At 64.5% G+C, this 24,727-nt stretch carries 22 protein-coding genes; 12 read left to right on the top strand and 10 right to left on the bottom strand.

Going from position 1 to position 24,727, the window contains the following annotated elements:
• Nucleotides 1-5: 5 nt before the first annotated feature.
• The 4 genes from fdxA to NDN01_RS07310 all read right to left on the bottom strand — a co-directional run bounded on the left by fdxA (nt 6) and on the right by NDN01_RS07310 (nt 4,287).
• Nucleotides 6-347: a ferredoxin FdxA gene (gene fdxA / locus NDN01_RS07325; protein WP_272626697.1), complete on the bottom strand. Its 342-nt coding sequence runs from the start codon at nt 345-347 to the stop codon at nt 6-8.
• A 31-nt stretch (nt 348-378) separates the two neighbouring features.
• The gene (locus tag NDN01_RS07320; protein ID WP_272626696.1) at nt 379-1,413 is read right to left on the bottom strand and encodes a 2-oxoacid:ferredoxin oxidoreductase subunit beta; all 1,035 of its coding nucleotides are present in this window, start codon (nt 1,411-1,413) and stop codon (nt 379-381) included.
• A complete protein-coding gene (locus NDN01_RS07315) occupies nt 1,410-3,278 on the bottom strand; it encodes a 2-oxoacid:acceptor oxidoreductase subunit alpha (RefSeq protein ID WP_272626695.1) in 1,869 nt (622 codons plus the stop codon). Before NDN01_RS07315 ends, NDN01_RS07320 begins: the two co-directional genes overlap by 4 nt.
• Before the next feature lie 94 nt (nt 3,279-3,372).
• A complete protein-coding gene (locus NDN01_RS07310) occupies nt 3,373-4,287 on the bottom strand; it encodes a histone deacetylase family protein (protein WP_272628074.1) in 915 nt (304 codons plus the stop codon).
• A 42-nt stretch (nt 4,288-4,329) separates the two neighbouring features.
• Here NDN01_RS07310 and NDN01_RS07305 point away from each other — a divergent pair, with 42 nt between their 5' ends.
• The 12 genes from NDN01_RS07305 (at nt 4,330) to NDN01_RS07250 (ending at nt 17,025) form a co-directional block, all read left to right on the top strand.
• A complete protein-coding gene (locus NDN01_RS07305; protein WP_272626694.1) occupies nt 4,330-5,319 on the top strand; it encodes an alpha/beta hydrolase in 990 nt (329 codons plus the stop codon).
• Nucleotides 5,316-5,792, top strand: a complete 477-nt coding sequence (locus tag NDN01_RS07300) for an RNA pyrophosphohydrolase (protein WP_272626693.1) — start codon at nt 5,316-5,318, stop codon at nt 5,790-5,792. The genes NDN01_RS07305 and NDN01_RS07300 overlap by 4 nt, the downstream gene beginning before the upstream one ends.
• Nucleotides 5,793-5,824: 32 nt before the next feature.
• The gene (locus tag NDN01_RS07295; protein ID WP_272626692.1) at nt 5,825-6,718 is read left to right on the top strand and encodes a DUF481 domain-containing protein; all 894 of its coding nucleotides are present in this window, start codon (nt 5,825-5,827) and stop codon (nt 6,716-6,718) included.
• A gap of 202 nt (nt 6,719-6,920) precedes the next feature.
• Entirely contained in the window at nt 6,921-8,012 is a 1,092-nt protein-coding gene (locus NDN01_RS07290) for a hypothetical protein (protein ID WP_272626691.1), read from the top strand.
• Nucleotides 8,013-8,137: 125 nt separating this feature from the next.
• A complete protein-coding gene (locus NDN01_RS07285) occupies nt 8,138-9,346 on the top strand; it encodes a hydrolase (RefSeq protein WP_272626690.1) in 1,209 nt (402 codons plus the stop codon).
• Entirely contained in the window at nt 9,343-10,359 is a 1,017-nt protein-coding gene (locus tag NDN01_RS07280; RefSeq protein ID WP_272626689.1) for an arginine N-succinyltransferase, read from the top strand. Before NDN01_RS07285 ends, NDN01_RS07280 begins: the two co-directional genes overlap by 4 nt.
• On the top strand, nt 10,360-11,613 hold the full coding sequence (locus tag NDN01_RS07275) for an N-succinylarginine dihydrolase (protein ID WP_272626688.1): 1,254 nt from the start codon (nt 10,360-10,362) through the stop codon (nt 11,611-11,613).
• 65 nt (nt 11,614-11,678) lie between these two features.
• Entirely contained in the window at nt 11,679-11,897 is a 219-nt protein-coding gene (locus NDN01_RS07270; RefSeq protein ID WP_272628071.1) for a hypothetical protein, read from the top strand.
• A gap of 93 nt (nt 11,898-11,990) precedes the next feature.
• Nucleotides 11,991-12,893: a sulfate adenylyltransferase subunit CysD gene (gene cysD / locus NDN01_RS07265; RefSeq protein WP_272626687.1), complete on the top strand. Its 903-nt coding sequence runs from the start codon at nt 11,991-11,993 to the stop codon at nt 12,891-12,893.
• Nucleotides 12,893-14,830: a sulfate adenylyltransferase subunit CysN gene (cysN, locus tag NDN01_RS07260; RefSeq protein ID WP_272626686.1), complete on the top strand. Its 1,938-nt coding sequence runs from the start codon at nt 12,893-12,895 to the stop codon at nt 14,828-14,830. Before cysD ends, cysN begins: the two co-directional genes overlap by 1 nt.
• A complete protein-coding gene (locus tag NDN01_RS07255; protein ID WP_272626685.1) occupies nt 14,812-15,579 on the top strand; it encodes a 3'(2'),5'-bisphosphate nucleotidase CysQ in 768 nt (255 codons plus the stop codon). The genes cysN and NDN01_RS07255 overlap by 19 nt, the downstream gene beginning before the upstream one ends.
• A 96-nt stretch (nt 15,580-15,675) precedes the next feature.
• Nucleotides 15,676-17,025: an ATP-binding protein gene (locus tag NDN01_RS07250; RefSeq protein WP_272626684.1), complete on the top strand. Its 1,350-nt coding sequence runs from the start codon at nt 15,676-15,678 to the stop codon at nt 17,023-17,025.
• A 3-nt stretch (nt 17,026-17,028) separates the two neighbouring features.
• Here the strand turns inward: NDN01_RS07250 and NDN01_RS07245 are convergent, their stop codons facing one another.
• From NDN01_RS07245 to kdpF, 6 genes are all read right to left on the bottom strand, one after another.
• Entirely contained in the window at nt 17,029-18,990 is a 1,962-nt protein-coding gene (locus NDN01_RS07245) for a TonB-dependent receptor plug domain-containing protein (RefSeq protein ID WP_272626683.1), read from the bottom strand.
• 214 nt (nt 18,991-19,204) lie between these two features.
• Entirely contained in the window at nt 19,205-19,894 is a 690-nt protein-coding gene (locus tag NDN01_RS07240; RefSeq protein WP_272626682.1) for a response regulator, read from the bottom strand.
• 9 nt (nt 19,895-19,903) lie between these two features.
• A complete protein-coding gene (kdpC, locus tag NDN01_RS07235; protein WP_272626681.1) occupies nt 19,904-20,485 on the bottom strand; it encodes a potassium-transporting ATPase subunit KdpC in 582 nt (193 codons plus the stop codon).
• Between the two features lie 74 nt (nt 20,486-20,559).
• Nucleotides 20,560-22,590 carry a potassium-transporting ATPase subunit KdpB gene (gene kdpB / locus NDN01_RS07230; RefSeq protein WP_272626680.1) on the bottom strand — a complete coding sequence of 677 codons (2,031 nt, stop codon included), beginning with the start codon at nt 22,588-22,590 and terminating at the stop codon, nt 20,560-20,562.
• Between the two features lie 13 nt (nt 22,591-22,603).
• A complete protein-coding gene (gene kdpA, locus NDN01_RS07225) occupies nt 22,604-24,307 on the bottom strand; it encodes a potassium-transporting ATPase subunit KdpA (protein ID WP_272626679.1) in 1,704 nt (567 codons plus the stop codon).
• Nucleotides 24,308-24,320: 13 nt separating this feature from the next.
• Nucleotides 24,321-24,410: a K(+)-transporting ATPase subunit F gene (kdpF, locus tag NDN01_RS07220; RefSeq protein ID WP_272626678.1), complete on the bottom strand. Its 90-nt coding sequence runs from the start codon at nt 24,408-24,410 to the stop codon at nt 24,321-24,323.
• Nucleotides 24,411-24,727 lie beyond the last annotated feature (317 nt).

Below are 24,727 nucleotides of genomic sequence, written 5' to 3'. Positions count from 1 at the left end.
CCCGGTCAGTCGCCCTTGCCTGGTTCAGCCGAAAAATACTGCTCGAACTTGCCCATCACCCCATTGAACGCCTCGGCATCGTCCGGCGTCTGGCCGACCTTGCTCGACACCGCAGGCCATCGCGTCGCATAGGTCTTGTTAAGCTCGATCCAGGCCTCGGCACCGTCTTCGATATCCGGCACGATGGCGTCGGCGGGGCATTCGGGCAGGCAGAGATTGCAATCGATGCACTCGTCAGGATCGATCACGAGCATGTTCTCACCCTCGCGGAACGCTTCCACGGGACAGACTTCGACACAATCCATGAACTTGCACCGGATGCAGGCATCCGTGACGACGAACGTCATTGCCGGCCCCCTGCCCGCACCTACCCCGCAGCTACATCGTGTGCGGTTGTTTCTCGACCTGCCAGGTCTGGCCCTGCGAAAGGAGCTTTTGCAGGTTGGGCGTCTTGCCCGTGCTGGCCTGCGCATTCTGCGCGACGACCGCGCTCTCAAAGGTTGGAGCCGGATCGTCATAGATCACGCCAAGCGCCATCGGGAACGCCCCGAACGGCATCTCGACCAGCATGTGCGCCACAGCGCGATTGGCCTGGTCGTGCACGATGACCTTCGCCGCTTCCCAGTCGCCGCCCTCGACATCGACCACCTTCAGCACCAGCTTCTCGGTATCGAGCGCCAGGCCCCTGGTGCCGCCCGCGAACAGCAACGGCTTGCCGTGCTCGACCCACATCTGGCTGCCGGCCGCGTTGGCCTTTTCGGTGAAAGGCGCAAACACATCGTCATTATAGACGATGCAGTTCTGGAAGATCTCGACGAAGCCCGTGCCCTTGTGCGCATAGGCAGCCTTGAGCACTGCCGGCAGGTTCTTGTTCACGTCGATCGCCCGCGCCACGAACCGCGCGCCCGAACCGAGTACGAACGCACAGGGCGTCAGCGGCCGGTCGAGCGAACCGAACGGCGTCGACGGGCTGCGTGTCCCGACATGGCTGGTCGGCGAATACTGCCCCTTGGTCAGGCCGTAGATCTCGTTATTGAACAACAGCACCTGGCAATCGAGATTGCGGCGGATCAGGTGCATGGTGTGGTTGCCACCGATCGACAGTGCATCGCCGTCACCGGTGATGATCCACACGTCGAGATCGGGATTGGCCAGCTTCACGCCCGTCGCCACCGCTGGCGCACGACCGTGAATGGTGTGGAAGCCGTAGGTTTCCATGTAGTAGGGAAAGCGCGACGAGCAGCCGATACCGCTGACGAACACGGTATTCTCCGGTCGCGCGCCGATTTCCGGCATAGTGCGCTGCACTGCCTTCAGAATCGCGTAATCGCCGCAACCCGGGCACCAGCGCACCTCCTGGTCGGTCTCCCAATCCTTCGGGCTGGTCTTCGCGATAGGGGTCATGTCGTTCATGCGAGCGCCTCCTCGATCGCCGCTTCGATCTCAGCGATCATGAAGGGCTGACCGGAAATCTTGTTGAGCGGCTTTGCATCGACCAGATACTGGTCGCGCAGCACGGTCTTGAGCTGACCGGTGTTCATTTCGGGTACGAGGATCTTCTCATAACCCTTGAGAAGTGCACCGAGATTACCCGGCAGCGGCCAGATGTGGCGAACATGGATATGGCTGACGTCCAGCCCCCTGGCACGGGCACGCCGCACTGCCTGATGGATTGGACCGTAGGTCGATCCCCACCCGACGATCGCAAGCTTGCCTCTCTCGGTACCCATCTCGACCTTCTGGTCCGGCACATCGATACCAAGCACCTTGTCGCGGCGAATCTCGGTCATCGCCTGATGGTTGGCGGCGCCATATTCGATGTTGCCGGTGCCAAGCTGCTTCTCAATGCCGCCGATACGGTGGAGCAGGCCGGGCGTACCAGGCTTCACCCACGGACGCGCCAGCTTCTCATCACGCCCATAAGGCAGGAAGCCGCCTTCCGGCGCTTCCTCGAGATAGGTGACCGGGAACGGCGTATAGCTGTCCATGTCAGGCACCAGCCACGGCTCGGCGGCATTGGCGATATAGCCGTCGGTCAGCAGCATCACCGGAGTCATGTACCGGACGGCGATTCGCACCGCCTCGATCGCGCAGTCGAACGCGTCGGCGGGCGACCGTGCGGCAATGACCGGCATCGGCGCATCGCCATTGCGACCATAGACCGCCTGATAAAGATCTGACTGCTCGGTCTTGGTGGGCAGGCCCGTCGAGGGGCCGCCGCGCTGCGAGTTGACGATGACCAGCGGCAACTCGGTCATGATCGCAAGGCCCATCGCCTCGCCCTTGAGCGCGATGCCCGGGCCCGAGGAAGAGGTGACGCCAAGCTGTCCTGCGTAGGACGCGCCGATCGCGCTGGCGATCGCGGCGATCTCGTCTTCCGCCTGGAAGGTCGTGATGCCGAATTCCTTGAGCCGCGACAGGTGATGCAGGATCGCCGAGGCCGGGGTGATCGGATAGCCGCCGAAGAACATCTTCACGCCGGCAAGCTGGACGCCCGCGACCAGACCAAGCGAGATCGATTCGGCCCCGGTAACGGTGCGGTACAGACCCGGCTCGGCCGGGGCCGCCGCGACATGATGCTGCTTCATCGGCCCGGCCAGTTCGGCCGTCTCGCCATAGGCATGGCCGGCGTTGAGCGCGGCGATATTCGCTTCGGCCAGCGTCGGACTCTTGGCGAACTTGTTCTTGAGCCAGTCGATCAGCGGCTGGCGGTCACGATCGAACATCCAGAGCGCGAGCCCCAGCGTCCACATGTTCTTGCAGCGCAGCGCCTCCTTGTTGCCGAGGCCGAAGGGTTTCACCGCATCAAGCGTCAGCTGCGATATGTTGAACGCCAGCACCCGCCACCGGGCGAGGCTACCGTCGCGCAGCGGATTGACCTCATATTTCGCCTTGGCGAGATTGCGCTCGCCGAACTCGCCCTCGTCGGCGATGATCAGCCCGCCCGGCTTCAGCGCTCCGACATTGGTCTTCAGCGCTGCCGGGTTCATCGCGACCAGCACGTCGGGCGCGTCGCCCGCCGTTTCGATCGCGGTCGACCCGAAATTGATCTGGAAGGCGGAAACGCCAAACAAGGTACCCTGCGGCGCCCTGATCTCCGCGGGGAAATCGGGGAAGGTCGCAAGGTCGTTGCCGGCTAGCGCGGTCGAAAGGGTGAACTGCCCGCCGGTGAGCTGCATGCCGTCACCGGAGTCTCCGGCAAAGCGCACAACGATCGATTCGGCGGGGGGATTTGCGGACGCCTCGGCGGGCGTCAATTCGTGAACGGCGGATGCCATTTATGTTTGTCCTGCGGATTTATCCGACGCCCTCTATGCCCGGAGCGTTGACTGGCCAACCTAGTTTGATCGGAGGCGCCTGCAAATGGTTCTTTTAAGGCAATGCCCGATCATGGGCCGGTAAAAGCACCGATCCCAGCGTGAGGATCGCCGCGACATGACGTCGGGCCACTGCGGCAACATCCTCGTCATAGCCGCCGCCGACCGTGCTCGCGAGCGGAATGCCGCGCTTCCGGGCTAGTCCCGCAACGAGTCGATCCCGCGCGATCAGCCCCTCCCTGGTGAGCGCCAACCGGCCGAGTCGATCACCCCCGAACGGATCGACTCCCGCCTGATAGAGAATCAAGTCGGGCCGCTGTTCATCCATCAGCGGCGCCAGACTCGACTCCAGTGCGTCCAGATAGGCGACGTCACCGGTGCCGTCCGGCAAGGCGATATCGAGCGTCGAGCGCGCCTTGCGTACCGGGAAGTTGCGCTCGGCATGGATCGAATAGGTTGCTATGCCTTGCCTGCCAGCGGTCAAGGCGGCCGTGCCGTCGCCCTGATGGACATCGCCGTCGACAATCAGGACCCGCGCTACCGTCCCCTCCTCCACCAGCCGTACTGCGGCGATGGCGAGATCGTTCAGCACGCAATAACCCGCCCCCGTAGTTGCCAGGGCATGATGGCTGCCGCACGCGCTATTCGCCGCGAAGCCGCGTTCGAGGGCGATTCGTGCTGCCAGCCAGGTGCCGCCCGCCACCATTTGCGAACGCAGGGCCACTGCCTCGGTCACCGGAAAGCCGATCCGCCGTTCCTTCTCGCGCGGTACGCGGGCATTCAGCACTTCGTCGACATAGTCGGGATCGTGCACTGCCTCGATACAGGGGCGCGGCATCAGCTCGGGCTCGATCCATTCGATCGTCTCGCCTTCTGCCCGGAGCAGATCGCGGATCGCGGCATTCTTCGTAACCTGCCCCACGCGCCCGCCGGCAACGACATAAGCGGGGTGATGGACGACCGCGATCATCATACGTAGGTAGTTGGCCAGGATCCGCAGCGCCAATGCGGGATGTGGGAGAATATAGTGACCGACCCGTTCGTCCGGCCCGATGTGCGCGGCTTCCTCAACTATCTGAACAATATGCCTGGGCCGAAGATGCACCAGATGGAGCCGCCCGCAGCCCGCGCCGTCTATATGGCGATGAAGGATGTGGCCGATCTGCCCTCCGGCGATCTCGCCATCGTGGCGGATCTGGCGATTCCCGGCCCAGCCGGCGAGATTCCGGCCCGGCTGTTCGACGCGAAGGCGAACCGTGAGCCGGGGCCGGCGATGCTCTTCTATCATGGCGGCGGCTTCGTGATCGGCAATATCGAGACTCATGCGAGTTTCTGCGCGGAGATATCCCGGACTCTCGATATCCCGGTGATTTCGGTCGACTATCGCCTCGCGCCGGAAAATCCCTGGCCTGCGGCACCCGACGATTGCGAAGCCGCCGCGCGCTGGGTGGCCGGGAATCCGGCGGAGCTCGGCCGCAAGGTCGCCAGCCTTGTGGTCTGCGGCGACAGCGCGGGTGGAAACCTGGCGATCGTCACCGCCATGGCGCTTCGCGATGCACCGGCTGCGGTACCGGTGATCGCACAGTTCGCGATCTACCCGGCGGCAGACGCTTCGAAGGAATATCCGTCATACAGCATCTTCGCCGACGGTTTCCTGCTGACCCGCGAGAGCATGGAATGGTTCCAGGCCGCCTATGATGCGGAGGTCACCCATATTCGGACTTCGCCGCTGGTCGGCGATCTGACCGGCATGCCGCCCGCGGTGGTGCTGACGGCCAGCCTCGACCCGATCGGGGATCAGGGCCGTGCTTATGCGGGGGCGCTCGCCGCCGCAGGCGTGCCGGTTGTGTTCCGCGAGGCCAAAGGCAACATCCACGGCTTCGTCACGCTCCGACAGGCAATCCCTTCGTCGGCTGGCGATGTCGCCGGTGCGCTCGCGGCACTGAAAACCGTAATCGTCGAGGCCGAAGGCGAGCGCGTGATGGCACAGGCGGCGGCATGAACGGCTCCTCCCTTCCCTATCGCCCGTGCGCTGGCGTCATGCTGATAAACCGCGCCGGACGGGTGTTCGTCGGCCAGCGAATCGATTCGACGGTGGAAGCCTGGCAAATGCCACAGGGCGGGATCGACGATGGCGAGGACGCCGAAACCGCCGCGATCCGCGAACTGGGCGAAGAAACCGGCGTCAAACCCGACAAGGTCGAGCTGATCGCTGTGGCACCGCACGAACTCACTTATGATCTGCCGCCCGATCTGATCGGAAAGGTCTGGAAAGGCAAATGGCGCGGGCAGCGGCAGCGCTGGTTCCTCTATCGTTTCCTCGGCGAGGACACTGACATCGACATCGCGACGAAACACCAGGAATTCCGCGCATGGCGGTGGGTCGCCCCCGCCGAGCTGCCGGAGATCATCGTCCCCTTCAAGAAAGCGCTCTACACGGACGTTCTGGCGGCTTTTGCCGACCATCTGGGTTGATCGTGGGCCGATCGACGGGTTATCCGGCCAGCATGCACCTACGTATCGCCCTGCTCGCGGCACCTTTGCTGCTCGCCAATACGGACCCGGCGCCGATCCCACCGGCCATGAAGGCGATGCTCGACGCCGCCATGGCGTCAGGCAATGAAGGCGAAGTCGCCACCGTCGCGAAATATGCGCGCGCCACCGCGCCGGAGGCAGCCTCCGCCATCGCCGCTTCGCTCGACGCATGGCGCAAGGAGCGCGCGGCGAAACGCGAGGCGACGCTACGCAACGCAGGCGTGCTCGATCTGTGGCATGGGCGTGCGGAGCTGGGCGGCTATCTGACGACCGGCAACACCCATGACGCAGGCGTTAGCGGGACGGTCGATCTGAATCGAGAAACGCTGCGCTGGCGGCACAAGCTGCGTCTCGCCGCCGATTACAAGCGGAGCGCGGGCGTGGTGAGCCGCGAACATTACCTCGCCGCCTATGAGCCCAATTTCAAATTCTCGCCGCGTGGCTATGTCTATGGCGCCACGCAATATGAGAGCGATCGGTTCCTCGGCTATACCAGCCGCTACTCGACATCGGTCGGCGCCGGCTACAGCGCGATCAAGCAGCCGGGCCTCTCGCTCGATCTGGAAGTCGGCCCGGCCTATCGCGACACCTCCTTCACCGATCATACGACGGAAAGCAGCATCGCCGCGCGCGGATCGCTCGATCTCGACTGGAAACTGACCAAGACGATCTCGGTCAGCCAGGCCGCTTCCGCTTATGTGCAACACTATAACAGCACCGTCAGCAGCACGACCGCGTTGAGCGCCAAGCTCATCGGTCCTCTTGCGGCTCGTCTCTCCTATGTCGTGCAATATGAAAGCATGCCTACCCTTGGCCGGGTCAGCACCGACACGACCAGCCGCGCGTCGCTGGCGTACAGCTTCTAGGGCGAACACCATATCGGGCCTGTGTTTCAGCGACGTGGTACCCGGATCGGGAATGCCTCCAGTGCCGAAGGGTGGGAAAGGTTCGCCTTCGGACAAAAAGCACGAATCTGAGGGCAGTTCGCTCCAACCAGGCCCGGCACTTACCGGTTTGTTGAGGAACAGACGTTAGCGATCTCCACGGACCTGTGGGCGGATCTCATCCATGTATGAAAATGCCGATCTCGATGCCGCGGTGAAGGCAGGCATTTTCCCGGCCGACGCGACCGAGAAGTTCCGCAGCTTTGCGGCAAAACAGGCCGCGCAATTGCCCGCAGATGACGAGCATTTCCGCCTGTCCAGAGGATTCTCCGATATCCTCGCGTCAGTTGGGATCGCCCTGCTGTTCTTCAGCCTCTATGTGGCGACCCGGTCTCTCGGACCCGTCTCGGGTCTATTCTACGTACCGACCGCATGGTTGCTGGCCGAGTATTTCGTGCGACAGCGCAAGATGCTCCTTCCCGGCTTCCTGCTCCTGGTCGCCCTGATCGGCGGCGGCGGCTATGGCCTTCTTACCCTGTGGCTCGACGTCTCCGGTACAGCGACGGCGGCCTCGTTGTCGCCGCTGGGCAACATCGCAATTTCAAGCGGAATGGCTTTGTTGTGCGGCCTCTACTGGCTTCGCTTTCGTGTCCCCATTGCCTACGCCGCGATGGCGCTGGCTCTGTACAATATCCCAGGAATGATCGCGCTGATCGTCGTCCCCGGGGTCGCGCCCACTCTTGAAGGGGTGTTGCTGCTCGGTTGCGGCATTGCCACCTTCGCCGTCGCCATGTGGTGGGACATGACTGACGTATATCGCCAGACCCGTCGTGCCGACGTCGCTTTCTGGCTTCACGGCCTGGCCGCCCTGGTGATCGCCAATGTCGGTCTGCGCCTCGCCATCGGCATGCCCGTGAACGGTATCGAGAAATACGAACAGCTTCGATCGACCCTCATGTCGCTCGACACCACACAGGCGTTCTCGATCCTCGCCCTCTATGCCGCTTTTGCGATCGTCTCCCTCATCACCGACCGGCGTGCCCTGATAGTGTCCGGGCTGGTCTTCGCTTTTGCGGCATTTGCTACTCTGTCAGGCGCCCGCGAAGGATCCTGGCCCGTCCTGTTCGGTGCCGTCGCCATGGCGGTGCTGATCCTTTCCGCCGCGATCTGGTGGACCCCGATGCGCCGGTCTCTGGTGAACAGGCTGCCACTGTCGATAAGAGCGCAATTGCCGAGAACCGAGCTGCAGCGCCCTCGTTCGCGCCCCATCGCCTGATCCTCATCAATATTTGCTATCGCCGCGCTCTCCCTGTTCTGGTCATCACTCTTCGCTGTCATGACACGGTAGAGAGGAAGGCAGCCGGTGTTTCCGCGCCGCCTAAATCCAGCTAACAGCGCCTCATGACCACGCTTTCGACCATCGAACGAGATGCCCTAGCTTCCCTCTCCGACGCGCCGATGCTTGCCCAGGTGCAGGAATGGTCCTCGATCAACAGCGGCACTCGCAACATCAGCGGAGTCGCGGCGATGGCGGGAAAACTCTCCGACGCCTTTGCCGTATTGCCGGGCAAGATCGATCTGGTCGCCCCTGCACCGGTGACCAGTGTCGGCCCGGATGGCGCCGTCTCCGATCTCGCCCATGGACGGCATTTCCACCTGACTGTCCGGCCCGACGCGCCAGTGCAGATGCTGTTCACCGGCCATATGGATACCGTCTATCCGCTCGATCACCCGTTTCAGGCCCTGACCTTCCTCGACAAGGGCACGCTCAACGGCCCCGGTGTTGCCGATATGAAGGGCGGCCTGTCAGTGATGCTCGCGGCACTGAACGCGGTCGAAGCGTCACCGCTCGCTGGCCGGATCGGCTATGAGGTCGTGATCAATTCGGATGAGGAAACCGGCTCAGCCTCCTCAGCCGCGCTGCTGGCGCAGGGCGCGCGCGGCAAGGTCGCGGCGCTCACCTATGAGCCAGCCTTACCCGACGGAACCCTGGCCGGTGCCCGCGGCGGCACTGGAAATTTCTCGATCGTGGTGCACGGCAAGAGCGCGCATGCCGGCCGCAACCCCGAGGAAGGCCGCAACGCGATCGTCGCAGCCGCCGACATCGCGCTGAGGCTCAGCAAGCTGCGCAGCCCGCTGCTGGCGGTGAATCCGGCGCGGATCGAGGGCGGCGGCCCCAATAATGTCGTGCCCGAACTCGCCATTCTCCGCATCAATTTCCGACCTTCCTCCCTTGAGGAGATCGCCCGCGCCAAGGCCGCGATCGATAACGTGGTAGCCGCGGTGGCAGCAGAGCACGACGTGAAGGTCCATGTCCATGGCGCCTTCAACCGCCCGCCCAAACCGATCGATCCGGGCGCGGCGAACCTGTTCGAACTGGTCAAGACCGCCGGCGCCGCCCTCGGCCTTGCCATCGCCTGGCGCACGACCGGTGGGGTGTGCGACGGCAACAACATCGCCGCCTGCGGCGTGCCGGTGGTCGATACCATGGGGCCGCGCGGCGGCGCGATCCATTCACCCGACGAATTCCTCATCGTCGACAGCCTGGCGGAGCGCGCCGCTTTGTCCGCCCTCACCATTCTCCGCATCGCCGAAAAGGGATCGTTATGACCTTCCGTATCCGATCCGCGCGCGACGAGGATTTGCAGCCGCTCTACGAGATGGCCAAACTCACTGGGGGCGGCTTCACTAATCTGCCAGCCGATCGCGCGGCATTGAAAACCAAGCTCGCCCGCAGCCATGATGCGTTTGCGCGCGCCGACGACAGCCTCGCCGACGACCTGTTCGTGCTGGTACTGGAAAATGTCGCGACGGGCGAAGTGCGCGGCACCTGCCAGATCTTCACCCAGGTCGGCCAGCGCTATCCCTTCTACAGCTATCGCATCGGCACGCTGGCCCAGCACAGCGCGGAGCTTGGCCGGACCTTCCGTGCCGATATGCTGTCGCTCACCACCGATCTAGAAGGATGCAGCGAGGTCGGCGGCCTGTTCCTCCATCCCGGCGAGCGCGCCGGTGGCCTCGGCATGCTGCTTGCGCGCAGCCGTTATCTGTTCATCGCGCGTCACCGCGCGCGCTTCGCCGACCGTATCCTGGCCGAACTGCGCGGAGTCATCGACGAAGCGGGCGGATCACCTTTCTGGGACGGACTTGCCGGTCGTTTCTTCGGCATGAACTTCCAGGATGCCGACCAGTTCAATGCGGTGCGCGGGCACCAGTTCATCGCCGATCTCTTCCCCAAGCATCCGATCTATGTCGCGATGCTGTCGGACTCGGCGCGCGCCTCGATCGGCCTTCCGCACCCGTCCGGCCGCGCCGCGATGCGGATGCTTGAGAATGAGGGCTTCGCCTTCGAGAATTATATCGACATTTTCGACGGCGGTCCGACCATGACCACGAAGACCGACAATGTCCGCACGATCCACGAGGCTCGTGTTTCCCGCGTTGCCGCGATCGACGAGGACGGCGGCGACGCTGCCCTGGTCGCGACGGGAACGCTGGCGGATTTCCGCAGCGCCTATGGCCGGGTACGCACCTGTGGCGACGGAGTCGCAATAGATCGCACCTGCGCCGCGGCGCTGGGCATCACCGAGAACGAAGAGATCAGCCATGTTGGACGTGCCTGAATGCTGACCGAGATCAATTTCGACGGCCTGATCGGCCCGAGCCACAACTATGCCGGCCTCAGCCATGGCAATCTTGCCGCGACTCGCAATGCCGGCAAGGTAGCTGCCCCGCGCCGTGCCGCGCTTGAAGGCATTGCCAAGATGCGCTCGAACCTCGCGCTGGGGCTAACCCAGGGCATCTTGCTGCCGCTCGCCCGCCCCGACCATGGCTGGCTCGACAGCATCGCGACCAGCTATGCCGAGGCCGCGCCGCACCTCCAGGCCCAAGCACTGTCCGCCTCGGCGATGTGGGCCGCCAATGCCGCGACGGTCTCGCCCGCGTCAGACACCGCCGATGGCCGTTGTCACCTCTCGGTCGCCAATCTCGTGACCATGCCGCACCGCAGCCATGAATGGCCCGGCACGCTGGGCCAGTTGCGCGTCGCCTTCGCTAATCCAGCGTTCACTGTGCACGGCCCGGTGCCCGCACCGTTCGGCGACGAGGGGGCGGCCAACCACATGCGGCTATGCGCGACCCACGGCCAACCGGGTGTCGAGGTCTTCGTCTACGGCGTCTCGGGCGGTCCCTTCCCCGCCCGCCAGCATCGCGAGGCAAGCATGGCGGTCGCGCGGCGGCACCGGCTCGACGCTGGCTACACGCTGTTCGTGGAGCAGTCGGAAGACGCCATTGCCGCCGGTGCCTTCCACAATGACGTGGTCGCCGTCGCCAATGAACGGGTGCTGTTCGCGCACGAACAGGCTTTCGCCGACAGGGAGCGCTTCTACGCCGATCTGCGCGGCATGATGCCCGAAGTCGAGATCGTCGAGGTCCCTGCGTCGCGTGTCAGCCTAGCCGACGCCGTTTCCTCCTATCTGTTCAATGCTCAGCTCGTGACCCTGCCGGATGGCGCCTTGGCGCTGATCCTGCCCGAGGAAGCGCGAGAAAATGAAGCAGTCTGGACCTGGCTGCAGGAGATGATCGCAGGCAATGGCCCGATCCGCAGGCTCGAAGTGGTCGATGTCCGCCAGTCGATGGCCAATGGTGGCGGTCCCGCCTGCCTTCGCCTGCGCGTGGTGGCTGACCCTGCGACAATCGACCCGCGCTTCCTGGTTGACGATGCCCGGCTCGATTTGATCGCGAGTGTCGTCGAACGCCATTGGCCGGAGGAGATTCCCCATGCCGCGATCGCCGATCCGGCGCTGATCGGCATGATCGAACGCGCCCGCACGGCGCTTCTGGAAGCGCTCGGCATTGTCGAGTTAATTGACAGCTAACCATATTCGTTAAGCGCTGAATCCCGGAAATCCGCCATTGGCCCGGTCATTGCTTAATGACGGGCATGTGGACGAAATTTTCCCGACTGTTCGTCATCAAGACCAAGTTCGAGGCGTTCGCCGTCATCTACGGCCTCGGCCTCGGCGCGGTGGAGCGCGGCGTCCATTATCTGCACCAATATCCCGGCCCTGGCGGCTGGATGTTGTTCGCAGTCTGCCCGATCGCCGTGTTCATGGCCGGTGCGCGGATACTGGATTCGGTCGAGCGCTCCCGCTCTGAATGAGCGGGCTTTTGCCCGCGAGCGCAGCGAGGCAACTTTAACCGCCAACAGGATAAGTTGATCGCGCTTGGCGCTTACGCCACTATCTGGACGGCAATGAACGTCGCCCTCACCCATCTCCAGCGCCTCGAAGCCGAAAGCATCCACATCATGCGCGAAGTGGTGGCCGAGGCGGAACGCCCGGTCATGCTCTATTCGGTGGGCAAGGATTCCGCGGTGATGCTGCACCTCGCACGCAAGGCATTCTTCCCGGCGCCCCCGCCCTTCCCGCTACTCCATGTCGATACGACGTGGAAGTTCCGCGACATGTATGCCCTGCGCGATCGTGCGGCTGCCAAGGCGGGCATGGAACTGATCGTCCATCGCAATCCCGAAGCGGAGGCGCGCGGGATCAACCCGTTCGATCATGGCAGCCTCCACACCGACATGTGGAAGACGGAAGGGCTGAAGCAGGCGCTGGAGAAATACGGCTTCGACGCAGCCTTTGGCGGCGCGCGGCGGGACGAGGAGAAGAGCCGGGCGAAGGAACGCATCTTCAGTTTCCGCTCGGCCCATCAGCGATGGGACCCCAAGAATCAGCGGCCGGAATTGTGGAAGCTCTATAATGCCCGAAAAAACCGCGGCGAGAGCATGCGGGTTTTCCCCATCTCCAACTGGACCGAGCTCGATATCTGGCAATACATCCTTGCCGAGGACATCGAGATCGTGCCGCTGTATCTGTCGGCCCCGCGTCCGACGGTGGAACGCGACGGCCTGTTGCTGATGGTCGATGACGACCGCTTCCGGTTGAACCCCGGTGAGGTACCGGTCGAACGCTCAATCCGTTTCCGCACGCTCGGCTGCTATCCGCTGACCGGCGCGGTGGAGAGCGAGGCGGCGACCCTGTCGGAAGTGATCCAGGAGATGCTGCTGACCACCACCAGCGAACGCCAGGGCCGCGCGATCGACCACGATCAGACGGCCAGCATGGAGAAGAAGAAGGCGGAGGGGTATTTCTGATGGCCTCCGCACCTTCCTACCAAACCGACGACCTTATCGCCTCGGACATCGACGCCTATCTGGCGCTGCACCAGAACAAATCCCTGCTGCGCTTCATCACCTGCGGGTCGGTCGACGACGGCAAGTCCACCCTGATCGGCCGCCTGCTCTACGATTCGAAGATGATCTTCGAGGACCAGCTCGCCGCGCTTGAAGCGGACAGCAAGCGTGTCGGCACCCAAGGGCAGAACATCGATTTTGCCCTCCTCGTCGACGGCCTCGCCGCCGAGCGCGAGCAGGGTATCACGATCGATGTCGCCTATCGCTTCTTCGCCACGGAGAAGCGCAAGTTCATCGTCGCCGACACGCCCGGCCATGAACAATATACGCGCAACATGGTGACCGGTGCCTCGACCGCCGATCTCGCCGCGATCCTGATCGACGCGCGCAAGGGCGTGCTGACCCAGACTCGCCGCCACTCCTATCTCGTCAATCTGCTTGGTATCCGTCACATCGTGCTCGCGGTGAACAAGATGGATCTGGTCGGCTACGATCGGGCGGCGTTCGACGCGATCGTCGCCGATTATCGCGCCTTTGCCGACTCGATCGGGATCGAAAGCTTCACCGCCATCCCGATATCCGGCCTGGCCGGCGACAATATCGCGTCGCGGTCCGAAGCGATGGAGTGGTACACTGGCCCCTCGCTGATCGAGCATCTCGAAACCGTGCCGCTCGGCACGGACGCCGCACAGGACCGTGCATTCGGCCTGCCAGTGCAATGGGTCAATCGCCCCGATCTCGATTTCCGCGGCTTCGCCGGCATGATCGCCTCGGGCGTCGTGCGCCCCGGCGATGCCGTGCGCATCCTGCCCTCGGGCAAGACCAGCACGGTCGCGCGGATCGTCACCATGCCAGGAAAGGATGGAAAGGGCGATCTCGACCAAGCTGTTGCCGGACAGTCGGTCACGCTAACCCTGACCGACGAGGTCGACTGCTCGCGTGGCGACGTGATCGCCGCCGCCGCTTCGCCGCCCGAGGTCGCCGATCAGTTCAAGGCAACTATCGTCTGGATGGCGGAGGATCAGCTTCTTCCCGGCCGAACCTATTGGATGAAGATCGGCACGCAGACGGTCGGCGCGACCGTTCAGCCGCCAGACTATGCCGTCGATATCAATACACTTGCCGAATTGTCGGTTAAGACGCTGGGGCTGAACGACATCGGTGTCGCCCAGCTTTACACCGACCGGCCGATCGTCTTCGAATCTTTCAGTGACGGCAGCGATCTTGGCGGCTTCATCCTGATCGACCGCGCGACTAATGCGACGGTCGCGGCGGGCATGCTGACCTATTCGCTTCGCCGTGCGCAGAACGTCCATTGGCAGGCGATCGATGTGACCCGTCAGGCGCATGCCGCGCAAAAGGGCCAGAATCCCAAGGTGCTCTGGTTCACCGGCTTGTCCGGATCGGGCAAGTCGACCATTGCCAATCTGGTCGAGAAGAAGCTCCATGCGCAGGGCCGCCACAGCTTCCTGCTCGACGGCGACAATATCCGCCACGGGCTGAACAAGGATCTCGGGTTCACCGATGCCGACCGGATCGAGAATGTCCGCCGTATCGGCGAGGTTGCCAAGCTGATGGCCGATGCCGGGCTGATCGTGTTGACCGCCTTCATCTCGCCTTTCAGGGCGGAGCGCGAGCTGGTGCGGTCGATGCTTCCGCATGGCGAGTTCGTCGAGATTTTCGTCGATACCCCGCTCGTGGAAGCTGAACGGCGCGATGTGAAGGGTCTCTACGCCAAGGCACGCAGTGGCGAGATCGCTCATTTCACGGGTATCTCCAGCCCCTATGAAGCGCCCAAGCACCCCGAGGTCCGGGTCGACACGACCCGCGAGAGCCCGGAAGCAGCTGCGGAACGGATCGTCGAACATATCATGGGCGTATGGAGCCCCGACCTGTGACGCCGGCAGTGGAAACGGACTCCGAAGTCGCCCGCTCAGTAGCGCTCGACGCGGCTGCGCTGTTGCGCACGCTCTGCGTTGCCGGCAATTGCGCTGATGGCGATCTGAAGCGACGTGGTGACGCTGAAGCGAACACGCTGATCCTCGATCGCCTACGCGCTGCTCGGCCCGATGATTTCATCCTGTCGGAAGAAGCGGCTGATGATCGCAGCCGGTGCGCCGCAAGCCGGGTGTGGGTGGTCGATCCGCTCGACGGCACCCGTGAATTCGGCGAGCGACGCGAGGATTGGGCGGTACATATCGGACTGGCAGTCGACGGGGTGCCGGTGGCAGGCGCCGTCGCCTTGCCCGCGACTCACCAGATATTCGTGACCGATGACGCTCCCCCGACTTTTCCTCCGCTTCCCGCGAGGCCGCGCATGGTCGTCAGCCGGACTCGCGCCCACGAAATTGTACAGCGCGTGGCGAAGACGCTCGACGCCGAACTGGTTCCGATGGGCTCGGCCGGTGCCAAGGCGATGGCCGTGGTTGAGGGGCGCGCTGAAATCTATCTCCATGCGGGCGGGCAATATGAGTGGGACAATTGCGCGCCGGTCGCGGTGGCGCAGGCCGCCGGGCTCCACGCGTCACGGATCGATGGCAGCCCACTCGTCTATAATTGCGCCGACCCCCTGCTTCCCGACGTGCTGATCTGCCGACCCGAATATGTGGAGGCAGTGCTCGCTGCGGTGGCCGCCGCGAACCCTTAGCGGGACACAGTGAATCGGCCGGGAACCAGATTGTTTCCGTCCGCCATTCACGCTACGCGACGGGCGGCGGCCGTGCCGCCCTCGGGGGAGAAAATCGTGCGGTTGTTCGCCGGACTGTTCCTGCTGCTGGCGGGTCAGGCGCTTCTTGCGGCTGTCCTCCCCGGCGCCGTCCTCGTGTGGAATCTCAATCGCGGCAATACCGCCTATATGGAGGCACAGGACCGGCAGGCCCTGGCCGCGATGACGACATTGCTTGGGGCGGAACTCAAGGCAGGTGTTCCGATGGCGAACGCGCTGCAGGTCGTGCAATCAAGCTTCAGGGAAAACAGCCTGGCGGGCGATCCGGCGGCGCCGTTGCGCGACCGGGTAGAGTTGGTCGGCTCAACCGGCAGCCACATCGCGGGACCAGCCACCAGTGGAGAGCGGGTGCGCGCCGAACGTCCCGTGAAGCTCGACGGCCGGGTAGTTGCGATCGCCCGGATCGTGCGCGCGCCGCCGACCAACGCCGCGAGCTTCGCCTTCATCAGAAACCAGGTGATCGGCATCGTCGTTGCGATGAGCACGATCTTCCTGATCCTTCTGGTTGCCGGCTATTTCATCGCAAGCCGCTGGGCCGAACCTCAACTAGCCCTGTACCGTGCGAGTCGCGCCATCGCGCAAGGCGATTATGACGCGGACGTCACCGAGAGCGGGCCGTCCGAAACGCGCGGGACCATGCGCAATCTGGGCCGGATCGCCCGGTCGTTCGACCGGCTCGAAACGGCGCGGCGTACCTGGTTGGTCTCGGTTTCCGAGGAATTGCGTAAGCCGGTCCATGCCCTGGCCGGGCGGCTCACGGCCATCCGCGCGGATTCACCGCCAACCGATGCCGAAGCGTTCGAGGAAGTCGTTGAAGGCGTTCGCCGCCTGGGCGAGATGGCGGAGGACCTCCACGCCGTCGCGCTCGCCGATCTTGGCCGCCTGCCGGTCCGGTTCGCGACAGTCGATCCCCGCGCGTTGATCCACAATGCGATCTGGACGAGCAGCAAGCGCGCGAAGGCCCAGAATGTGACGCTGGAGCCCGGCGATCTTCCCCAGGCGACCGTCCCGGTGAAATGGGATGGCCCACGAATCGAACAGCTCTTCACCGCGCTGATCGAGAACAGCCTGCGCTACACGCCCGGCGGCGGGCGAATCCTGCTCGGGCTTGAAGGGCAACGCAACGCGTGGCGGCTGATCATCGACGACAGCGCGCCCGGGATCGATGTCGGACTGGCGCAGGAATTGTTCGAGCCTTTCTACCGCACCAGCACCGAACCGGGCGAGTCGGTGATGACCTCCGGCCTTGGCCTTGCGACCGCGCAGGCGATCGTCGAGGCGCATCATGGGCGGATCGAGGCGAGCCGATCCCCGATCGGCGGGCTGCGCGTGACGGTGATCCTGCCCGCCGCGCCGCCGACCACCTGACAGTCAGCTCGAGAACTTCACGCCGATCCAGAGAGTGCGCGGCGTACCAAGGTCCATCGACCCGCCCTGGTTGCGGGTGACGATGGTTTCGTCGAACAAATTCTCGGCCCGCGCAATCACCGTGAAATGCCGGCCGATCGGCAGGCGTGCGACTGCGTCGACAGTCAACGCGTCGCGCAGCACATCAGTTTGCAGATCGTCTTCATATTGCTTGCCGACATAGCGCAGCGTGGTCGAGAGGGATGGGCCCGCCTTGGGTTCCCAGGCAAGGGTCGCGCTTGCCGCGTGTCGCGGGCTTTGCGCCGGGATGAAGCCGTTCAGGCCTGCCGAGCTGCCGGAGGCGCGGACATGGCTGTCGCTGAACGCATAGGAACCGTCGAGCGAGACCGCCCCCCGGCAGATACCGCCCGTCACCTCGACGCCCTTGGCGACGATCGCATCGACATTGCGGCGCTGGCGCAGGTTGGTGCCGATCGTCACATTGGCGATGGCATTCTCCAGCCGATTGTAGAAGGCCGTGACGCCAAGCGAAATGCCCGGCGCCGGCGTCAGGTCGACCCCGCCTTCGACGCCCTTCAGTTTTTCCAGCCCAAGATTCTCATTGGCCAGGGTGGTGATCGGGAACACGGTGAAGGGCCGGTACAGTTCATTGAGTGTCGGCAGCCGGAAGCCCGTATAACCCGCCGCGCGAAGCGCAATCGCGCTGCTGGCGTGGAACAACGCCCCGACGCGCCCCGTGGCCTCGAAACCCTCGCGATCGGCGAAGCGCTTGTCGCTGTTGATCGCGCCCGTTCCGGAAAGTTCGCGAAAGAAACCGTTGGTGATCGTCCAGCGATCGCCGCGTACGCCCCCGGTCAGCACGAGATTGCCGATCGTCCAATCGTCCTCGATGAACGCGCCGATCGTGCTGCTGTTGCCGCCCGCATTGCGCCGGGCGGTGACGGCGCCGCTCGCATTATAAGCATCCTCGAACAATGCGCCGTCCGCCAGGCGCGTGTCGACGCCGATCCGCAGGACATGGTCACCACCGACCGGCGGCCGCAATTCGATCTTGCCGCCGATCCCGGTCGACGGCGTGTTGCGCTGATCGAGCGTCAGCTTGAAACTGGTCGAGCTGATCACTTTGTTGGTGAAGTTGCGCGCCTGGATATAGGCGAGTGCGTCGACCGCCCAGTCGCCGCGATGGACCAAGCGGATGCTCGCGTCCTGGCCTTCAGAGCTGCTGTCGGCACCCTTGAAACGCAGGGTGCGATTGTCGCGGAAGACAAGGCCCCGCGCCTGGATCTCGGTTTCGGCGTCGATCGGCGCGACCGCGCGGATGCCGCCGGACCAGTCCTCGAACCGGGCGCGAGAATCCGCAATGGTACGCTGCGATTCGGGCGTGGTGCGATAACCGTCGCTACGCTCCCATTTGCCCGACACGGAGACGAAGCCGCTGCCCAGATCAGGGGTCAGGCTGGCCGTGACATTCTGCGAATCATAGCTGCCGGAGAAAGCGCTGCCGGAGAGCAGCGGCAGTTCAGCGCGCGTCGCGCTCGCGAGTTCGATCGTCCCGGCGACCGCGCCGGCGCCGAATGCTCCCGCGCCACCCCCGCGCGTGATTCGCACACCCGAAAAACGATCGGCGACCAGCGCGTTGAACGGGATGTAACCGAAGAAAGGATCGGCAAGCGGTATCCCGTCGAGCAGTACGAGCGCCCGACTCGATGCGTTCCCGCCCAGGGCGCGCAGCGTCACGCCCTGCGCCGACGGATTGGCCGACCGACTATCCGATCGGCGGAACTGCTGGAGCCCGGCGACATCGGCCAGCACGTCCTCGACCCGGCCGGAAGCGTCTCCGCTCAGGCGGGCGCGGTCGATCACCATTGATCCATAGGCCGGCGTGCCCGGCGGCAGCGGCAAACCCGAGCCGAGAACGACGATGTCGGGGGGCTCCGAAGCGTCGGGCGACACCGTCTGCGCCACAGCCGGAACCGGTAGCAGGAGGGCGACAAGAGGAAGACCGTAAAAACAACGCACGGGCAGAAATCCTCTTCCGGGGTGACGCCGGTGTCATCCTATATGATTCGGCAATGCCATGGCCGCCCTAGTGGCTTTTGGCGGGAGGCGCTACATGATCGGCGGCGTCTCGCCCTGCAATGTCATTGATGCGTCGCAGGCAACCGTCGGGACCACGGGTCTATCCCGCCCCCGTCAACCGATAGCCGACGCCGATCTCGTTGCGGATGATCGTCGGTCTGGCCGGGTCCGGCTCAAGCTTCTGGCGCAGATTGCGGACGACGATGCGCAGATATTCGACGCGGCTTTCATGCGCCGGGCCCCATATCTCTCGGAGCAACTGGGTGTGGCCGACGATGCGGTCGGGCCGTCTGGCCAGCTCAGCCAGCACGCCATATTCCTTGGGCGAGAGATGAACTTCCTCCCCGCCGCGCAGCACGCGGCGGGTGTCGAGATCGATCGTCACCTCGCCGATCCTCACCACTGGCTGTACCGCCTGATCGGCCAGGCGGTGGCGCAGCGCGGTGCGGATCCGGGCGAGCAGTTCCTCGGTATCGAACGGCTTGGTCAGATAATCGTCGGCGCCGAGATCGAGCGCGGCGACCTTCTCCGCGGTATCTTCTCGCGCCGAGACGACGATCAACGTCGCGCCGCGTGCCTTGATGAGCTGGATCAGTTCCAGCCCGTCCCTGTCCGGCAGGCCGAGGTCGAGCAGCACCACGTCGGGCTTGTCGATATCGAGCAGCGACAGCCCCTCGCGCGCCGTCGCCGCCTCACCCGCCTTGTACCCGGCCCGTTCGGCCGCGACGCGCAGCAGCCGGCGGATGTGCGCGTCGTCCTCGACGATCAGGACCTTGGCGGCGATCGGCATGCGTTGTTGTTAGGGCCGCGCGGTCGCTTGGTCGAGCGCCCGATTGAGCGCCAGGACATTGACGCGCGGTTCGCCGAGGAACCCAAGTAGCGGGTGTTCGGTCTGCGCGGTCACCAGCGCACGCACGGCATCGGGGCTGAGGCCCCGCGCCTTCGCGACGCGGTTCACTTGATAAAAAGCCGCCTCGGGGCTGAGATGGGGATCCAGTCCCGAGGCGGAGGACGTCACCAGATCAGCAGGGACCATAGAATCCGGTGAAGGCGGATTGATTGCAATGTCGGCCTTGACGCGGTCGGCCAGCGCCTGCGACGTCGGGCCCAGGTTCGAGCCCGAAGACGCGCTGGCGTCGTAGCCCTTGCCCGCGGCGGATGGACGGCCGTGGAAGTAGCGGTCGGCGGCAAAGGCCTGGCCGATCAGATCGGAGCCGATGACCTTGCCGTTCTGGGTTATCAGGCTGCCATTCGCCTGGGAGGGGAACAGCGCCTGGCCGAGGCCGGTTAGCGCGAGTGGATAGGCCAGCCCGAGCAACAGCGCGTAACCGACGGTGAGCGCAAAGGCGGGACGCAGGGCGGATTTCAGGTCGGTGAGCATGTCTTCAGTTCCTTATGTGCTCCCGCGAAGGCGGGAGCCCAGACTGGGTCCCCGCCTTCGCGGGGACACAAGCATCAGGCGAGGTGGAGGCCGGTGACGGCCAGATCGATGAGCTTGATCCCGACGAACGGGGCAAGCAGGCCGCCCAGCCCATAGACGGCGAGATTGCGGGCGAGCAGCGCCCCCGCCGGCATCGGCCGATAGGTCACGCCCTTCAACGCGAGCGGGACGAGCAGCGGGATGATGAGCGCGTTGAAGATGATGGCCGACAGGATCGCCGATTGCGGTGTCGCGAGGCCCATCACGTTGAGCACGCCTAGCCCCGGATAGAGCGCGACGAACATCGCCGGGATGATCGCGAAATATTTGGCGACGTCGTTCGCGATCGAGAAAGTCGTCAGCGCACCGCGCGTCATCAGCAATTGCTTGCCGAGGCCCACGACCTCGATCAGCTTGGTCGGATCGCTGTCGAGATCGACCATGTTGCCCGCCTCGCGCGCCGCCTGGGTGCCAGTGTTCATCGCCACACCGACATCGGCTTGGGCCAGCGCCGGTGCGTCGTTGGTACCGTCGCCGCACATCGCGACCAGCCGTCCGCCCTGCTGTTCCTTGCGGATCAGCGCGAGCTTGTCCTCCGGCGTCGCCTCGGCAAGGAAGTCATCAACGCCCGCCTCGGCGGCGATAGCGGCGGCGGTCAGCGGGTTGTCGCCGGTGATCATCACCGTGCGGATGCCCATCTGGCGCAACTCGCCGAACCGCTCGCGGATGCCGGCCTTGACCACGTCCTTCAGGGCGATCGCGCCGAGCAGCCTGCCATCGCGGGAGACGGCGAGCGGCGTGGCCCCGGAACGTGCGATCTCCTCCGTCACGCGGCGCAGTTCGGCCGCGACCGGGCTGTCGCCGAGACCCGGATCTGCACGGAGGATCGCATCGACCGCGCCCTTGCGGATCGTGCTGCCGCCCGTGATGATCCCCGACACGCGGGTCTGGGCAGTGAAGGGGATGATCTCGGCATCGGCCGGCATCGTGCGCGCCGGGATGGCGTGACGTTCGCGGGCAAGCACCACGATCGAGCGGCCCTCGGGCGTCTCGTCGGCGAGACTGGCCAGCGAAGCGGCGCTTGCCAGCGTGTCGATGTCGATTCCACCGACTGGATGGAACTGGCTTGCCTGACGGTCTCCGATCGTGATCGTGCCCGTCTTGTCGAGCAGCAACACGTCGATATCGCCAGCCGCTTCGACCGCGCGGCCCGATTTCGCGAGCACGTTGAACCGCACCAGCCGGTCCATGCCCGCAATGCCGATCGCGGAAAGCAAGGCGGCGATCGTCGTCGGAATCAGCGTGATCAGCAGCGCGGCGAGGACGGCCACCGGCACTTCGCCACCGGCATAGGTTGCGAAGCCGGGGATCGTGGCGACCGCGATCAGGAAGATAATGGTCAGGCCGACGAGGAGAATGGTGAGCGCGATCTCGTTCGGCGTCTTCTGCCTCTCCGCGCCTTCGACAAGGGCGATCATGCGGTCAAGGAAACCCTGGCCTGGCTCCTGCGTGATGCGCACCTTGATCCGGTCGGAGATGACGCGGGTACCCGCCGTCACCGCCGAACGGTCGCCCCCCGCCTCGCGGATCACCGGCGCGCTTTCGCCGGTGATCGCCGCCTCGTTGACCGAGGCGACTCCCTCGATCACCTCGCCATCGGCCGGGATCAGGTCGCCGGTCTCGACCAGGACCACGTCGCCCCGCTCGAGCTGGGTAGCGAAGGCGATCTCATAGGTCTCGCCGACACCGAGCAGGCGCTTTGCCTTGAGATCTGCCTTGGTCGCGCGGAGCGAGGCGGCCTGGGCACGGCCCCTGCCCTCGGCCAGCGCCTCGGCGAAGGTGCCGAACAGCACGGTCAGCCACAGCCAGACGATCAGCTGGATCTGGAAGCCGAAGCTGAGCGGCTCCCCGCCGATGAGCAGCAATATGGTCAGCAGCGTCGCCACGATGGCCGTGGTGAACATCACCGGGTTCTTGATCAGCTCACGCGGATCGAGCTTCTTGAACGAGTCGCCGATCGCCGGGACGACCAGGCTCGCAGTGAAGATGGAGGTTGGTGCGGACATTGTCGTGATCCGATCAGGAGAGGTGGCCGCTGATCATCGCGAGATGATCGGCGATCGGGCCAAGCGCGAGGCTGGGAAGGAAGGTCAGGCCGCCCATGATCAGGATGACGCCGATGAGCAGCCCCACCCAGAGCGGTCCGGTCGTCGGGAAGGAGCCCGACGAGGGCGGCGTATATTTCTTGGCCGCGAGGCTGCCGGCGATCGCCAGCATCGGCACGATCATGAAGAAACGTCCGCCCCACATCGCGATGCCGAGCAACGCGTTGTAGAAGGGCGTGCCCGCCGTCAGACCGGCAAAGGCCGATCCGTTGTTCGCCACTGCCGAACTGAAGGCGTAGAGGATCTCAGAGAAACCGTGCGGTCCCTTGTTGAGCGGACCGGCCAGCCCGGCGCTCGTCACCGACGCGATCATCGTTCCGCCCAGGATCAGGAGCGGCAGCACGGCGATGGCAAGCACGGCGAACTTCACTTCGCGGCCCTCGATCTTCTTGCCGACATATTCGGGCGTGCGGCCGACCATCAGGCCGGCGACGAACACCGCGAGGATGGCGAAGAGCAGGAAGCCGTAGATACCCGCACCCACGCCGCCGACGACGATCTCGCCCAATTCCATGTTGATCATCGGGATCATGCCGCCGAGCGCGGTGAAGCTGTCGTGCATCGCATTGACCGCGCCGCACGAGGCAGCCGTGGTAACGCTGGCGAACAGGGCCGAGGCGGCGATGCCGAAGCGGACCTCCTTGCCTTCCATATTGCCGCCGGCGACATGGAGGTGATGCAGCATCGGATTGCCGGCTGCTTCCTGCCAGTAGGCGACGCTCGTCCCTGCGAGGAAGATGACCAGCATCGCGGCGAGGATCGCCCAGCCCTGGCGGGTGTTGCCCACTGCCTTGCCGAACGTCCAGGTCAGCCCGACCCCGATCAGGAAGATCGACAGCATCTCGACCAGGTTGGTGAGCGCCGAGGGGTTCTCGAACGGATGGGCACTGTTGGCGTTGAAGAAGCCACCGCCATTGGTACCCAGCATCTTGATCGCTTCCTGCGAGGCGACCGGGCCGAGTGCGATGGTCTGCTTCACGCCTTCCAGCGTGGTCGCGTCGATGCTCTGCGCGAATGTCTGCGGAACGCCGCTCCAGATCAGATAAGTCGCATAGACGATTGAGATCGGCAGCAGGAGATAGAGCGTGACCCGGGTCATATCGGCCCAGAAATTGCCGATCGACTTCGCCTCGCGCCGCGCAAAACCGCGGAACAGGGCAAAGGCAAGCGCGATACCGGTGGCGGCGCTCAGGAAATTATGGATCACGAGGCCGAACATCTGGCTGAAGTTCGAAAGGGCGGCCTCGCCCGAATACCATTGCCAGTTGGTGTTGGTGGTGAAGCTGATCGCGACGTTCCACGCGCCGTCGGGCGCGATGCCGGCAAATCCGCGCGGATTCATCGGCAGAAGGTCCTGGAAGCGCAGGACGAAATAAGTCAGCAGCAATAGCGCGAGATTGAACGCGACCATGTGGACGGCGTAGCGGCGCCAGCTCTGCTCGGCATTCGGGTCGATTCCGCCGAGCTTGTAGAAGCCCTTCTCGACGGGCCCGAAGACATAATGGAGCGGCGTGCGACGCCCCTCGTAGAGCGCGAACAGCCACATGCCCATCGGTTTGGCCAGCGCAACGAGAATGACGATGAAGAGGGCGATCAGCCCCCAGCCCTGAATATCCATGACGCGATACCGATCAGAAACGCTCGGGCCGCAGGAGCACGGCCACGAGGTAAAGGAGGAGTGCGGCGGCGGTGATCGCGGCCAGCGTGAGATGGAGCGTCATCGCCTCACGCCTCGTCGCACAGGCGGATATAGGCGAGCGTCAGCGCGAACAGCCCGGCGAGAGCGCCGAGCCACAGGATATCGGTCATGGGGCTGTGCCTCCGATGGGCCGGCGCCGATTGGCCGGGTCGGAAGGGCAGATAGGCGCGAGGGGCGTTAAGGTGCGACGGCGAATGGAACGCGCGGGCGTTAAGTTCGCATATAGATTGCGGCGGGGGCGTGGTGTTTCGGTGCGGTGACGGTCATATTCTCCCCAGCCCCTCTTCTTCATGGGAAGGCGAGGAGCTGAAGTAAGGAAGGCGCGCCATCACCGACAAA

Source organism: Sphingomonas sp. QA11 (genome assembly GCF_028473665.1).
GTDB classification, from domain to species: domain Bacteria; phylum Pseudomonadota; class Alphaproteobacteria; order Sphingomonadales; family Sphingomonadaceae; genus Sphingomonas; species Sphingomonas phytovorans.
This window is presented reverse-complemented; position numbering and strand designations above follow the sequence as displayed.